Genomic DNA, 13,704 nt, shown 5'->3' with positions numbered 1-13,704 from the left:
GTTACTGGATCACCACCTTGACGATGCCGGTGAGGGCGATCTGGGCGAGGGAGAGGGGGACGAGGAGGGTCCAGGAGAGCTTCTGGAGCTGGTCCTCGCGCAGCCGGGGATAGGTGACGCGGAGCCAGATCACGATGAAGGCCAGGACGGCCGTCTTGAGCAGGGTCCAGACCCAGCCGAGGCCGTCGGCGCCCCAAGGGCCGTGCCAGCCGCCCAGGAAGAGGACGGTGGTCAGGCCGCACAGGACCACGATTCCGGCGTACTCGGCGAGGAGAAAGAGAGCGAAGCGCAGGCCGGTGTACTCGGTGTAGGCGCCGAAGATGATCTCCGAGTCGGCGACGGGCATGTCGAACGGCGGGCGCTGCAGCTCGGCCAGTCCGGCGACGAAGAAGACGATCGCGCCGACGATCTGCCAGGGCAGCCACCACCACTCGAAGGCGTCGAGGATGCCGGGGAGGGAGACGGTTCCGGCCGCCATCGCCACGGAAGCGGCCGTCAGGAGCATCGGGAGTTCGTAGGCGAGGAGCTGGGCGGCGGTGCGTAGGCCGCCGAGGAGGGAGAACTTGTTGGCTGAAGCCCAGCCGGCCATGAGCGAGCCGAGGACGCCCACGCCCATGACAGCCAGGACGAAGAAGATGCCCGCGTCGATGACCTCACCGACCGCGCCCTCGCCCGGGCCGATGGGAATGGCGAGGAGGACGAGCAGGTACGGGAGGAGGGCCACTGCGGGAGCGAGTTGGAAGATACGGCGGTCCGCGCCCGCCGGGACGACGTCTTCCTTCTGCGCGAACTTCACGCCGTCGGCGACGAGCTGGGCCCAGCCGTGGAAGCCGCCGGCGTACATCGGGCCGAGCCGGCCCTGCATGTGGGCCATCACCTTGTGCTCGGTCTGGCCGATGATCAGGGGGAAGGTGAGGAAGACGACGAAGACGATCAGGAGTCGCAGGGTGACGTCGAGCGCGTCGTTCACTGCGGGCCTCCTGCGGGGTCTGTGCGGTCGTCGGTGGAGTCTGTCCGGTCGGCGGTGGGGGCTTCGGAGTCGTCGGAGCGTTCGGGAGCCTCGGGGGCTTCCGGAGCTTCAGAGGCTTCGGGCGCTTCGGGGGTGGCTGCGGAGTCGGAGACGCCGGGCTTCGGGGTGGGAGCGGCACCGGTGGCCTGCCGAGCTTCGGTGGCCTCTTGGCCGGGCTTGCCGGGCTCGGGCTGTTCCGGGGGCGACGCGGGCTGCTGCTCGGTCGCGGGGCGCGGCTCAGGCTCGGCTCGTCGCCCGTGTTCCGGCTCGTGGAAGGCCGGGCGGGCGTGGTGCCACGGGGCGTCGGGGCTGCGGGGGGCCGCGGGGGGCTTCGCGGTGGCCGGTGGGGGCGAGGGCGTAGCGGCTTCGTCGGCCGCATTCGCCGACGGCGCGTCTGACGCCGCTGTGTCGGACGCCGGCGCTTCGGACGCCGCCGCATCGGACGACGGCGCTTCGGACGCCGCCCGCTGGCTGGCGGAGCCCTGGGAGGCGCTGCGCGATCGGCGAGGGCCGGCGGGAGCGGTGCCTGTTCCGGGGCGCTGCGATGCCGAGCCTTCGCTCGCGCTGCGCGCGCGCCGCGGCGCTGCCGGAGTACCGGACGGGGTCGGGGACGTGTCGTCGGCCGCCGAAGACGCGCCCGTCTCCGCCGAGGGCTCGGCTCCAGCCGCAGCCGCCTGGCTGGCCGAACCTTCCGCCGCCGTACGAGTACGCCGCGCCGGACCAGCGGCAGGCGCCCCAGCCGCCGTATCCGCCCCCTGCTGACTCGCCGACCCTTCCGCCGCCGTACGAGCACGCCGCACCGCACCCGCCGCCGGAGTTCCACCAGCCGGAGTTCCAGCCGCGGTTGCTCCAGCAGCCGTTGCCTCAGCCCCCGGCGTCTCCGTCTGGCTGGCCGAACCCTCCGCCGTCGTACGAGCACGCCGCACCGGACGCTCTCCGGCCGCCCGCGCCGGGCGCTCCCCCGCCGCGCGTCCCGCCGCGCCCCTGGCCGGGCGGGCCGGGGCAGGGGGGAGCTGGCCCTTCAGGGGGCCCCATTCGTTCGGGTCGGGAACGCCGGGGGGCAGCATCTGGCGGCGCTTCGGGGCGCCGTGTGCCGCACCCGCCGCAGGCTCCCCGGGTTCCTTGGCGCCGGGCCAGGCCTTGGCGACGCGGGCCGCCAGGACGAAGTCCTTGCGGAGGGGGTGGCCCTCGAAGTTGTCCGGGAGGAGGAGGTGGTCCAGGGCAGGGTGGCCGGTGAACGCCACGCCGAACATTTCGTGCGTCTCGCGTTCGTGCCAGGCCGCGCCCGCGTACACGCCGACCGCGGAGGGCAGCGTCGGTGCCTCGTGCGGGACCGTCGTACGGACCAGCAGGCGTCGCACCGGGGCCAGGGCGGCGACGTGGGCCGCGACTCGGAAGCCCGTGCCCGGTTCGTCAACCGCGCTCAGCCAGTCGAAGTAGGTGCAGCCCAGTTCGTCGCGGGCCGCCTCCAGCGCCGCGATCCAGGACGTGGGGGGCACGTCGACCGTCAGGACCTCGTACGACTCCTCGGCCGTGGCCTCGGGGCCGAACACGTCCTCGACGGGGGCGGGCAGCCAGCCGATGGTCGTCATCGGTCGGCCTCCCCCGCGCCGCCATCAGCACTACCGCCGGCACCACCGGCCCCCGGCGCAGCAGGCGCCTTCACCAGCCCGCTTTGCAGCGCGGCCGTCGACGGACGCCCCGCCGCACCCGCGTACCGCTCCCCCAGCGACTCCCGCGCGATCTTCTCCTGGAGCTTCAGGATCCCCTGGAGCAGCGCCTCGGGGCGCGGCGGGCAGCCGGGGACGTACACGTCCACCGGGATGATCTGGTCGACGCCCTTGGTGACGGAGTAGGAGTCCCAGTACGGGCCGCCGCAGTTGGAGCAGGCCCCGAACGAGATGACGTACTTCGGCTCGGGCATCTGTTCGTACAGGCGCTTCACGGCCGGGGCCATCTTGTCCGTGACCGTGCCGGAGACGACCATCAGGTCGGCCTGGCGCGGGCCGGGCGCGAACGGGATCACGCCGAGGCGGATGAAGTCGTGGCGGGCCATCGACGCGGCGATGAACTCGATCGCGCAGCAGGCGAGACCGAAGTTGAAGACCCAGAGCGAGTAGCGGCGTCCCCAGTTCAGGATCACCTTCATCGGCTCCGGGGCGAGGCGGGCGAGCGCGCCCAGCCGCTTCGGCTCCGGCAGCAGAACCGGCTGCCCCTCGGTGTCTGGCGTCACGTCCATGCCAGGACGCCCTTCTTGTATGCGTAGAGCAGGCCCACGGCCAGGAAGCCGAGGAAGATGAACATCTCGACGAGCGTGGTCGCGCCGTAGCCCGGGGCGGCGAAGACCGTCGCCCAGGGGAACAGGAAGATCGAGTCGATGGCGAAGATCACGTAGAGGAAGGCATAGACGTAGTAGCGGACCTGGGTGTGGGCCCAGCCCTCGCCGACGGGGTCGACGCCGCACTCGTACGTCAGGAGCTTCTCGGGTGTGGGGACCACGGGGCGCAACAGGCGGCCCGCCCCGAAGGCGACGGCGACGAACAGCACGCCGACGACGGCCAGCAGTCCGACGACCGAGTAGGACTGGAAGTAGTCCGCCGAGACGACGACGTAACGCGCGTCCGCCGCGACGACGACGGTCTGTTCCGACACGTCCGCCCCTCGCTCCCTGGCCTCGTGACCTCATGACCGATACCCAGGACCGGTCCCGGAACCGGAACCCGAACCAGTCCCTGGAACCAGTCCCTGTCACCAGTGTCCTGCTGCTTGTGATCTCGTGAACACCGCTGTTCGACGATCTGTACGCACGGGAGTCTAGGCCCTGCTAAAGACACCGTAAGCAGCCCGTCACGCGTTGAGATCCCCTCGAGATGCGACGGCCCGGCGCCGGCCGGTCACACGGCCCGATGCCCCGCCGGATCGGGGGGTGGGGATTTCCCCCGTAGGCGAGGGCGGCCCGCCTCATGGCGCGGCGACGCGCGGCGCGGCACGCTAGCCCATATGACCGAACGCCCCAGCCCTTCGCGGGACGCCTCCGGGTGGTCCGACAGCGAGCAGCCGCCGCTGCCGCCCGCCCGTTTCGCCTACGACCGGCACACCTGGAAGGAGATCACGCACCTCCTGGCGAACCTTCCGATGTCGCTGCTCGGCTTCACCTACGTCGTGACGGTGCTGTTCACCGGTGCCGGGCTGACCATGACGGTGATCGGGTTCCCGGTGCTCGCCGCCGGGCTCATGGGCGCGCGGCAACTGGGCAAGCTGGAGCGGGCACGCGCGCGTGCGCTGCTCGGGGTGCGGGTGGACGAGCCGAGTCCGCTGCCGTTGCGTGGGGGCAGAAACGGCTTCTTCCCGCAGCTGTGGCTGGCGCTGAAGGACCCGGTGGGCTGGCGCACGATCCTGTACGACTTCATCCGCCTGCCCTGGGGCATCCTCACCTTCACCATCACGCTGACCTCGCTGTTCGTGCTGTGGCCGGTGCTGCCGTTCATCGCGCGGGGTCTGGCGAACGCGGACCGGGCGATGGTGCGCGGCCTGCTGTCGCCCTCCGACGAGCTGGAGCGCCGGATCGCCGAACTGGAGTCGGACCGGGGGGTCGTCGTGGATACCGCGGCGGCCGATCTGCGGCGCATCGAGCGCGACCTGCACGACGGCGCGCAGGCCCGTCTGGTCAACCTCGCCATGGGGCTGGGCCTGGCCAAGGAGAAGCTCCTCGAGGATCCCGACTCGGCGGCGGCCATGGTCGAGGAGGCGCACGGCGAGGTGAAACTGGCGCTGCAGGAGCTACGGGATCTCGCCCGGGGCATCCATCCGGCCGTCCTGACGGACCGCGGCCTGGACGCCGCCCTTTCGGCGGTCGCCTCCCGCTGCACGGTGCCGGTGAAGGTGACCGTCGACCTGGTGTCCAGACCGGTGGCGGCCATCGAGGGCATCGCCTACTTCACCGTCTCCGAGCTGCTGCAGAACATCAGCAAGCACAGCGGGGCGAAGTCGGCGTCGGTGGACGTCTGGCGGTCGGACGACCGGCTGCTGATCCAGGTGTGGGACGACGGTCGCGGTGGCGCGAGCCTCGACGGCGGCACGGGCATGCGCGGGCTCGCCGACCGGATGAACGCAGTGGACGGCCTGTTCGTCATCGACTCACCGCAGGGCGGTCCGACGACCGTGACGGCGGAGCTGCCCTGGCGGGACCGCGCCCCCGGACAGGGCTGAGCGCCGGGCCGGGGTAGGGAAAACCCCCCGTTCGAGACGCCGACGGCCTCCATGGTTCCTGGACCTGCGGTCGAGCAGGGTGGAGATACGACGGCACAGCCCCGGCGGCGGGGCTGACGGGACGAGGAGAACGGACGACGCCGATGGCCACGGAGTACGGACAGGGCTACGGGCACGGGCTCGGTTACGCCGAGAGCGGCCTTCCCGAGCACGGCGGCGAACGACGGCACCGGCTGCCGGCCGGGCTGCGGGCACCGTTCGAGGCACGCAGCTGGCGCGAGTTCGGGTACGTGCTGCTGAGCCTGCCGATCAGCATCCTGCTGTTCGTGTACGCCATCACGATGGTGTCGCTGGGCGCGGGCCTGCTGGTGACGTTCCTCGGCATCCCGGTGCTGGCGGCGGGCCTGGCCGGCTGCCGTGGCTTCGGCGCGCTGGAGCGGGCACGCGCGCGTGCGCTGCTGGACCTGGACGTGGCCGACCCGGAGCCGCTGCGGATGCGCCGGAGCGGCTTCATGGCGTGGATGGGCGCCGTACTGAAGAGCGGGACGTCGTGGCGGAGCGCGCTGTACGCGGTGCTGCACTTCCCGTGGGCGGTGTTCTCCTTCGTCGTCGCCCTGAACGTGTGGGCGTACGGCTGGGCGCTGCTGACGTATCCGCTGTGGTTCTGGGTCTTCCCGGCGTACGTCGGTCAGGACGGCCTTCAGCTGTACGGCGACGAGACCCACCACATCTACCTCGACAACCCCTTCGAGATCACGGTCACCGCGCTGGTGGGGCTGCTGTTCACGCTCGCGACTCCGTGGATCGTGCGGGCACTGACGATGGTGGACCGGCTGCTGGTGCACGGCCTGCTCGGGCCGTCGCGGCTGGCCACGCGCGTGGTGGAGCTGGAGTCCGACCGAGGTGTCGTGGTCGATACGGCCGCTGCCGACCTGCGGCGCATCGAGCGCGATCTGCACGACGGCGCCCAGGCCCGCCTGGTGGCCCTGGCCATGGATCTGGGCCTCGCGAAGGAGAAGCTGACGGAGGACCCGCAGGCGGCGGCACGGATGGTCGACGAGGCGCACGGCGAGGTGAAGACGGCGCTTCAGGAGCTGCGCGATCTGGCACGCGGGATCCATCCGGCGGTCCTGACCGACCGGGGTCTGGATGCGGCCCTGTCGGCGGTGGCCTCGCGGTGCACGGTGCCGGTGGAGGTCCAGGTCGACCTTGAGGAGCGGCCGGTGCCGGCGATCGAGGGGATCGCCTACTTCACGGTGTCGGAGCTGCTGCAGAACATCAGCAAGCATGCGCGGGCCACGTGGGCGGCGGTGGATGTGTGGCGGGTGGAGAACCGGCTGATGTTGCAGGTCGTGGACAACGGCGTCGGCGGCGCGAGCGCCTCCAGCGGCTCGGGGTTGGCTGGGCTCGCCGAGCGGCTGGACGCGGTGGACGGGATTTTGGTGGTCGACTCGCCGGTGGGCGGGCCCACCCGGGTCACGGCGGAGCTGCCTTGGCGGACGGTGTAGCCCGGCCACGGAGGACGGTGCAGCCCGGCCGCGGAGGCGTCTCAGCGGCTCGCCCCTGATCTGCCTTGTGCGGGTGGATCGGGGGCGAGTGCGCTGCGCCCCCCCTTCCGCAGCTCCCGTCCCCGCCCCCGGCCCAGTCCCCGCCCGGCCCAGTCCCCGCCCGGTCCACGGCCCTGGCCCCTCGGAGTGCCGAGCGTTCCCGAGCATGCGCCTTGATGCGCCTCCTTCGTGCCCGCGCGATTCGAACGCGGTCGAGCGGGTTTTCCACAGGCCCGGTGGCGAAGAGTCGATCGCGGGATACTGAGGTCGCGAGGGACGACAGGGCCGGGGCACGCTCGGCCGAATGCCAAGGCTCGGGGGGCCGGGGATCGTGGAGGACAGGGTGCGGGTGGTCATCGCCGAGGATTCGGTGCTGCTCAGGGAGGGGCTGACCCGGCTGTTGACCGACCGTGGGCACGAGGTCGTGGCGGGGGTGGGTGACGGCGAGGCGCTGATCAAGACCATCACGGAGCTGGACGGACAGGGCGAGCTGCCGGACGTGGTGGTCGCGGACGTGCGGATGCCGCCGACGCACACCGACGAAGGGGTGCGGGCGGCCGTGCAGCTGCGGAAGGCCCACCCCGGACTCGGGGTGCTCGTGCTGTCGCAGTACGTGGAGGAGCGGTACGCCACGGAGCTGCTGGCCGGTTCCAGCCGTGGAGTCGGCTATCTGCTCAAGGACCGGGTGGCGGAGGTTCGGGAGTTCGTGGACGCGGTCGTGCGGGTGGCCCAAGGGGGTACGGCCCTCGATCCGGAGGTCGTCGCCCAGTTGCTGGGCCGCAGCCGTAAGCAGGACGTACTGGCGGGGCTCACGCCGCGGGAGCGGGAGGTCCTGGGGCTGATGGCCGAGGGGCGGACCAACTCCGCGATCGCCCGGCAGCTGGTGGTGAGCGACGGCGCCGTCGAGAAGCACGTCAGCAACATCTTCCTCAAGCTCGGGCTGTCCCCGAGCGACGGGGATCACCGGCGCGTCCTCGCGGTTCTCACCTATCTGAACTCCTGACGGCCTGACACCGTGACAGTCAAGTGGGTGACCACTCTGGGTGCCCACTGTCGATGACCGCCGCGGGCGATCACTCCCGCGGCCCCAAAGGAGCAGGCGAGAACGCGGCAACCGAACGAAGAACAGGGAGCGTCTTCAGGGAAGGCGTCGGGGGGCGTGTAAATCATGACAAGTCAGGGTGGCGAACCGTCTCAAATCGATGTCCGTCATGCGAATGGCCCGGGGAGGGCGACCTTTGCGGACGTAGGGTTGATCCTGGGAAGGCTTGCGGGAAGGCCATGCCCGGACACCCGCATCAAGGGAGGTCAAGTTCAGTGACCAGCCAGGTCAGTAGCCCAGCGGAGCAGGCCGACGAAGCCGTCGTGGGAGAGCAGCGCAAACCGGCAGGGACAAAGGACGTCCGCCGGCTGGACCGGGTGATCATTCGTTTCGCGGGGGACTCGGGCGACGGTATGCAGCTCACCGGCGACCGCTTCACCTCGGAAACGGCGTCCTTCGGCAACGACCTGTCGACACTGCCGAACTTCCCGGCGGAGATCCGCGCCCCCGCCGGCACCCTTCCGGGCGTGTCCTCCTTCCAGCTGCACTTCGCCGACCACGACATCCTGACCCCGGGCGACGCACCGAACGTGCTGGTCGCGATGAACCCGGCGGCCCTGAAGGCCAACATCGGCGATCTGCCGCGCGGCGCGGAGATCATCGTCAACACGGACGAGTTCACCAGACGGGCGATGCAGAAGGTGGGCTACGACGCCTCACCGCTGGAGGACGGGTCGCTGGACGGCTACAGCCTCCATCCGGTGCCGCTGACGACGCTGACGGTGGAGGCGCTGAAGGAGTTCGACCTCACCCGCAAGGAGGCCGAGCGCAGCAAGAACATGTTCGCGCTGGGCCTGCTGTCGTGGATGTACCACCGGCCCACCGAGGGCACTGAGAAGTTCCTGAAGTCGAAGTTCGCCAAGAAGCCCGACATCGCGGCCGCCAACATCGCCGCCTTCCGCGCGGGCTGGAACTTCGGCGAGACGACCGAGGACTTCGCCGTCTCCTACGAGATCGCCCCGGCGACGACCGCCTTCCCGGTCGGCACCTACCGGAACATCTCCGGGAACCTCGCCCTGTCCTACGGACTGGTCGCCGCGTCCCGCCAGGCGGACCTGCCGCTGTTCCTGGGCTCGTACCCGATCACCCCGGCCTCGGACATCCTGCACGAGCTGAGCCGGCACAAGAACTTCGGTGTACGGACCTTCCAGGCCGAGGACGAGATCGCCGGCATCGGTGCGGCGCTGGGCGCGGCCTTCGGCGGCTCGCTGGCGGTGACCACGACCTCCGGTCCCGGTGTGGCCCTGAAGTCCGAGACCATCGGGCTGGCCGTCTCGCTGGAGCTGCCGCTGCTGGTGATCGACATCCAGCGCGGCGGGCCCTCGACCGGACTGCCGACCAAGACCGAGCAGGCGGACCTGCTCCAGGCGATGTTCGGCCGCAACGGCGAGGCCCCGGTACCGATCGTCGCGCCGTGCACGCCGGCCGACTGCTTCGACGCGGCCCTGGAGGCGGCGCGGATCGCGTTGACGTACCGCACTCCGGTGATGCTGCTGTCGGACGGCTATCTGGCCAACGGCTCGGAGCCCTGGCGGATCCCGGAGCTGGACGAGCTGCCGGACCTGACCGTGCAGTTCGCACAGGGGCCGAACCACACCCTGGAGGACGGCAGCGAGGTCTTCTGGCCGTACAAGCGCGACCCGCAGACCCTCGCCCGGCCGTGGGCGATCCCGGGCACGCCGGGCCTGGAGCACCGGATCGGCGGCATCGAGAAAGAGGACGGCACGGGCAACATCTCCTACGCCCCGGCCAACCACGACTTCATGGTCCGCACCCGCCAGGCCAAGATCGACGGCATCGAGGTGCCCGACCTCGAGGTCGACGACCCGCACGAGGCGAAGACGCTGGTGCTGGGCTGGGGGTCGACGTACGGCCCGATCACCGCGGCGGTCCGCCGCCTGCGCACGGCCGGCGAGTCCATCGCGCAGGCGCATCTGCGTCACCTGAACCCGTTCCCGCGCAACCTGGGCGTGGTACTCGGACGCTACGAGAAGGTGGTGATCCCCGAGATGAACCTCGGTCAGCTCGCCACCCTGGTCCGGGCGAAGTACCTGGTGGACGCCCACTCGTACAACCAGGTCAACGGCATGCCGTTCAAGGCGGAACAGCTCGCCAAGGCGCTCAAGGAGGCCATCGATGGCTGAGACGTCCACGGAAGGCACGGGCACGATCGAGGCGCTCTCGCTCGTCCCCAAGGCCGAGGCCCGCCAGTCCATGAAGGACTTCAAGTCCGATCAGGAAGTGCGCTGGTGCCCCGGTTGCGGTGACTACGCCATCCTCGCCGCGGTCCAGGGCTTCATGCCGGAGCTGGGGCTGGCCAAGGAGAACATCGTCTTCGTCTCGGGCATCGGCTGTTCGTCCCGCTTCCCGTACTACATGAACACGTACGGCATGCACTCCATCCACGGTCGCGCCCCCGCGATCGCGACGGGCCTGGCCACCTCGCGGCGCGACCTGAGCGTGTGGGTGGTGACCGGTGACGGCGACGCCCTGTCGATCGGGGGCAACCACCTGATCCACGCCCTGCGGCGCAACGTCAACCTCAAGATCCTGCTGTTCAACAACCGGATCTACGGCCTGACGAAGGGCCAGTACTCCCCGACCTCCGAGGTCGGCAAGATCACCAAGTCGACGCCGATGGGCTCGCTGGACGCGCCCTTCAACCCGGTCTCGCTGGCGATCGGCGCGGAGGCGTCATTCGTGGCGCGCACGGTGGACTCCGACCGCAAGCACCTCACCCAGGTCCTGCGCGAGGCGTCCGCCCATCAGGGGACGGCGCTGATCGAGATCTACCAGAACTGCAACATCTTCAACGACGGCGCCTTCGAGGTCCTCAAGGACAAACAGCAGGCCGATGAGGCGGTGATCCGCCTGGAACACGGGCAGCCGATCCGCTTCGGGACCGACGGCGGGCGGGGCGTCGTGCGCGACGCGCAGAGCGGCGACCTGAAGGTGGTGACGGTGACACCGGAGAACGAGTCGCAGATCCTGATCCACGACGCCCACTCCGCGTCCCCGACCACGGCCTTCGCCCTGTCCCGCCTGGCCGACCCGGACACCCTGCACCACACACCGATCGGCGTGTTCCGCTCGGTGGAGCGGCCGGTGTACGACACCCAGATGTCCGAGCAGCTGGACACGGCGATCGAGCAGAACGGCAAGGGGGATCTGGCCGCGCTGCTGGCAGGTGGGGACACCTGGACGGTGGTGGGCTGACCGGCGCGTCCGGAACGCGGTTGAGGGCCCGGTGCCGTACGGCACCGGGCCCTCACCTTCAGGTACGGGATTCGGCCTTGCGCGCGTCGTACGCCTCGCGCGCCTTCTGCACCTCTCCCATCCGCTCACTGGTCCACAGCGCCAGCCCCCGTACCTGCTGCGCCGCCTCGCGGCCCAGGTCGGTCAGGGAGTAGTCGACCCTCGGAGGGATCACCGGCTTCGCGTCGCGATGGACCAGGCCGTCGCGTTCCAGGGTCTGGAGGGTCTGGGTGAGCATCTTCTCGCTGACCCGGCCGATCGCGCGGCGCAGTTCGCCGAAGCGGTAGGGGCGTTCCAGGAGCTCGATCAGCACGAGGACGCCCCAGCGGCTGGTGACGTGCTCCAGGACCAGGCGGTAAGGGCACATCTCCTCACCGTTACGCACACCGTTACTCGTACCGTTACTCACTGCCATGCCAGTACCTTACTTCAAAGTGGGTACTTTCGCTGAGTTAGCGCACCTCCTAGGGTTAGTGCCAACGCACCCCACAAGGAGTTCTGACCATGAGCATCGTCGTCACCGGAGCCACCGGAAACCTGGGCCGCCACGTCGTGGAGCAGCTGCTGGAGAAGGTTCCGGCCGACCAGGTCACCGCCGTCGTCCGCAGCCCGGAGAAGGCCGCCGACCTGGCCGAGCGCGGCGTGAAGATCGCGGTCGCCGACTACAACACCCCCGACACCTTCGACACGCTGTTCGCGGCCGGCGACAAGGTCCTGCTCATATCCGGCAGCGAGGTCGGCAACGACCGCGTCGGCCAGCACCAGGTCGTCATCAACGCCGCCAAGACCTCCGGCGTCGCACTCCTCGCCTACACCAGCGCCCCCGGCAGCCTCACGGCCGCGCTCGCCGACGACCACCGCGGCACCGAGAAGGCGCTCCTGGCGTCCGGCCTGCCGTACGTGCTGCTGCGCAACGGCTGGTACCACGAGAACTACACCGAGAACCTCGCCCCGGTCCTTCAGTACAACGCCGTCACCCACGCCGCCGGCGACGGCCGCGTCTCCTCCGCCGCCCGCGCCGACTACGCGGCCGCCGCCGTGGCCGTACTGACCGGCGAGGGGCACGAGAACAAGACGTACGAGCTGGGCGGCGACGTCGCGTGGAGCTTCGCCGAGTACGCCGCCGAGCTGAGCCGGCAGAGCGGCCAGGAGATCGCCAACAACGCCGTCTCCGCCGAGGACCTCGTCGGCATCCTGACCGGCGCCGGGCTGCCCGAGCCGCTCCCCGCGATCCTGGCCGGCGTGGACACCAGCATCGAGAAGGGTGAGCTGGTCGTCGACAGCGGGGACCTGTCCCGCCTGGCCGGCCGTCCGACCACTCCGATCGCCGACGCGATCGCGGCCGCGATCAAGGGCTGAGCTCCACCGAGAGCACCTTGCGTGCTCCACCCCGCGCACCTCGCGCACTCCACCCCCGCGTGTCATGACCGTATGGCGATACGGGCATGACACGCGGGGGCGTTCGGCGTTACCTTCGTGCGAGCCGTCGTAAGAGCACGGCCGGGTGAGGGCATGAAGGAGGGGCCGTGACGGGGAAGTCGGGCGGTGAGCGGCACATAGGAGTGCTGAACGGCTTCGCGGCATACGGGATGTGGGGGCTCGTTCCCCTCTTCTGGCCCCTGCTGAAGCCCGCCGGGGCGGTCGAGATCCTCGCCCATCGGATGGCCTGGTCCCTCGTCTTCGTGGCGATCGCGCTGCTCTTCGTGCGGCGCTGGGCCTGGGCGGGTGAGCTGGTACGGCAACCGCGGCGGCTGGCTCTCGTCGCCGTGGCCGCCGCCGTGATCACCGTCAACTGGGGCCTGTACATCTGGTCCGTGAACACGGGCCATGTCGTCGAGGCGTCGCTCGGGTACTTCATCAATCCGCTCGTCACCATCGCGATCGGCGTGCTGCTGCTGAAGGAGCGGCTGCGGCCGGTGCAGTGGGCGGCGGTCGGGGTCGGCTTCGCGGCCGTGGTCGTGCTGACCGTCGGATACGGGCGGCCCCCGTGGATCTCTCTCGTCCTCGCCTTCTCCTTCGCCACGTACGGGCTGGTGAAGAAGAAGGTCAATCTCGGCGGGGTCGAGTCGCTGACCGCGGAGACCGCGATCCAGTTCCTGCCCGCCGTGGCGTATCTGGCGTGGCTGACGGTGCGCGGGGAGTCGACGTTCACGTCTGAGGGGCCCGGGCATGTGGCGCTGCTCGCGGCCACCGGCATCGTCACCGCGCTGCCGCTCGTCTGCTTCGGCGCGGCGGCGATACGGGTGCCGTTGTCGACGCTGGGGCTGCTGCAGTACCTGGCGCCGGTGTTCCAGTTCCTGCTCGGCATCCTGTACTTCCACGAGGCGATGCCGGCCGAGCGGTGGGCCGGGTTCGCGCTGGTGTGGCTGGCGTTGACGTTGCTCACGGCGGATGCGTGGCGCTCCGCGCGAAGGAGCAGGTCGGCCGAGGTCGGCGTGGCTCGGGTCGAGAAGCCGACGTCTGCTGCGGTGGACGCTTGATCTGGGGGCTGCCGCCCCCAGACCCCCGCTTCGGCCCTGAACGGGCCGCGTCCTCAAACTCCCCCAGAGGGGGCACCCCCAGACGGGCTGAAATACCCGGAC

12 protein-coding genes are annotated in these 13,704 nt (G+C 70.5%); 7 read left to right on the top strand and 5 right to left on the bottom strand.

From position 1 onward, the window contains the following. Position 1 precedes the first annotated feature (1 nt). From ACTMVF_RS33340 to ACTMVF_RS33325, 4 genes are read right to left on the bottom strand one after another with little or no spacing between them, the layout of a single operon-like run. A complete protein-coding gene (locus tag ACTMVF_RS33340; protein WP_441274813.1) occupies positions 2-970 on the bottom strand; it encodes a complex I subunit 1/NuoH family protein in 969 nt (322 codons plus the stop codon). After that, entirely contained in the window at positions 967-2,601 is a 1,635-nt protein-coding gene (locus ACTMVF_RS33335) for an NADH-quinone oxidoreductase subunit C (protein WP_441274812.1), read from the bottom strand. The genes ACTMVF_RS33340 and ACTMVF_RS33335 overlap by 4 nt, the downstream gene beginning before the upstream one ends. Next, entirely contained in the window at positions 2,598-3,248 is a 651-nt protein-coding gene (locus tag ACTMVF_RS33330; RefSeq protein WP_441274811.1) for an NADH-quinone oxidoreductase subunit B, read from the bottom strand. The genes ACTMVF_RS33335 and ACTMVF_RS33330 overlap by 4 nt, the downstream gene beginning before the upstream one ends. Then, positions 3,239-3,661 (bottom strand): NADH-quinone oxidoreductase subunit A, encoded by a 423-nt coding sequence (locus ACTMVF_RS33325; protein WP_441274810.1) that lies wholly within the window; start codon positions 3,659-3,661, stop codon positions 3,239-3,241. Before ACTMVF_RS33325 ends, ACTMVF_RS33330 begins: the two co-directional genes overlap by 10 nt. A gap of 348 nt (positions 3,662-4,009) precedes the next feature. On the opposite strand from ACTMVF_RS33325, the gene ACTMVF_RS33320 reads away from it, so the two are divergent. From ACTMVF_RS33320 to ACTMVF_RS33300, 5 genes are all read left to right on the top strand, one after another. Beyond that, positions 4,010-5,218 carry a sensor histidine kinase gene (locus ACTMVF_RS33320; RefSeq protein ID WP_441274809.1) on the top strand — a complete coding sequence of 403 codons (1,209 nt, stop codon included), beginning with the start codon at positions 4,010-4,012 and terminating at the stop codon, positions 5,216-5,218. A 143-nt stretch (positions 5,219-5,361) separates the two neighbouring features. Further along, complete coding sequence (locus ACTMVF_RS33315; protein ID WP_441274808.1) at positions 5,362-6,726, top strand: sensor histidine kinase; 1,365 nt, start codon at positions 5,362-5,364, stop codon at positions 6,724-6,726. 343 nt (positions 6,727-7,069) lie between these two features. Beyond that, positions 7,070-7,768: a response regulator transcription factor gene (locus ACTMVF_RS33310; protein WP_301997759.1), complete on the top strand. Its 699-nt coding sequence runs from the start codon at positions 7,070-7,072 to the stop codon at positions 7,766-7,768. Between the two features lie 314 nt (positions 7,769-8,082). Then, the gene (locus ACTMVF_RS33305; protein ID WP_441274807.1) at positions 8,083-10,011 is read left to right on the top strand and encodes a 2-oxoacid:acceptor oxidoreductase subunit alpha; all 1,929 of its coding nucleotides are present in this window, start codon (positions 8,083-8,085) and stop codon (positions 10,009-10,011) included. Next, positions 10,004-11,083 (top strand): 2-oxoacid:ferredoxin oxidoreductase subunit beta, encoded by a 1,080-nt coding sequence (locus ACTMVF_RS33300; protein ID WP_441274806.1) that lies wholly within the window; start codon positions 10,004-10,006, stop codon positions 11,081-11,083. Before ACTMVF_RS33305 ends, ACTMVF_RS33300 begins: the two co-directional genes overlap by 8 nt. A 58-nt stretch (positions 11,084-11,141) precedes the next feature. Here ACTMVF_RS33300 and ACTMVF_RS33295 read toward each other — a convergent pair whose 3' ends face one another. Then, positions 11,142-11,537 carry a winged helix-turn-helix transcriptional regulator gene (locus ACTMVF_RS33295; protein WP_441274805.1) on the bottom strand — a complete coding sequence of 132 codons (396 nt, stop codon included), beginning with the start codon at positions 11,535-11,537 and terminating at the stop codon, positions 11,142-11,144. Positions 11,538-11,626: 89 nt separating this feature from the next. Here ACTMVF_RS33295 and ACTMVF_RS33290 point away from each other — a divergent pair, with 89 nt between their 5' ends. Both ACTMVF_RS33290 and rarD read left to right on the top strand, forming a co-directional pair. After that, positions 11,627-12,481, top strand: coding sequence for an SDR family oxidoreductase (locus ACTMVF_RS33290; RefSeq protein ID WP_441274804.1), 855 nt, complete (start codon positions 11,627-11,629; stop codon positions 12,479-12,481). 167 nt (positions 12,482-12,648) lie between these two features. Further along, on the top strand, positions 12,649-13,602 hold the full coding sequence (gene rarD, locus ACTMVF_RS33285) for an EamA family transporter RarD (protein WP_441274803.1): 954 nt from the start codon (positions 12,649-12,651) through the stop codon (positions 13,600-13,602). The last annotated feature ends 102 nt before the right edge of the window (positions 13,603-13,704 follow it).

The organism is Streptomyces sp. SD31 (genome assembly GCF_052068475.1).
In the GTDB taxonomy this organism is placed as follows: Bacteria; Actinomycetota; Actinomycetes; order Streptomycetales; family Streptomycetaceae; genus Streptomyces.
This window is presented reverse-complemented; position numbering and strand designations above follow the sequence as displayed.

Bases quoted from the DNA above. Each gene is read 5' to 3' on its own strand.
- ACTMVF_RS33290 (WP_441274804.1), top strand. From the start codon at position 11,627: ATGAGCATCGTCGTCACCGGAGCCACCGGAAACCTGGGCCGCCACGTC.
- ACTMVF_RS33300 (WP_441274806.1), top strand. From the start codon at position 10,004: ATGGCTGAGACGTCCACGGAAGGCACGGGCACGATCGAGGCGCTCTCG.
- ACTMVF_RS33320 (WP_441274809.1), top strand. From the start codon at position 4,010: ATGACCGAACGCCCCAGCCCTTCGCGGGACGCCTCCGGGTGGTCCGAC.
- ACTMVF_RS33310 (WP_301997759.1), top strand. From the start codon at position 7,070: ATGCCAAGGCTCGGGGGGCCGGGGATCGTGGAGGACAGGGTGCGGGTG.
- ACTMVF_RS33330 (WP_441274811.1), bottom strand. From the start codon at position 3,248: ATGGACGTGACGCCAGACACCGAGGGGCAGCCGGTTCTGCTGCCGGAG.
- ACTMVF_RS33295 (WP_441274805.1), bottom strand. From the start codon at position 11,537: ATGGCAGTGAGTAACGGTACGAGTAACGGTGTGCGTAACGGTGAGGAG.
- ACTMVF_RS33315 (WP_441274808.1), top strand. From the start codon at position 5,362: ATGGCCACGGAGTACGGACAGGGCTACGGGCACGGGCTCGGTTACGCC.
- ACTMVF_RS33335 (WP_441274812.1), bottom strand. From the start codon at position 2,601: ATGACGACCATCGGCTGGCTGCCCGCCCCCGTCGAGGACGTGTTCGGC.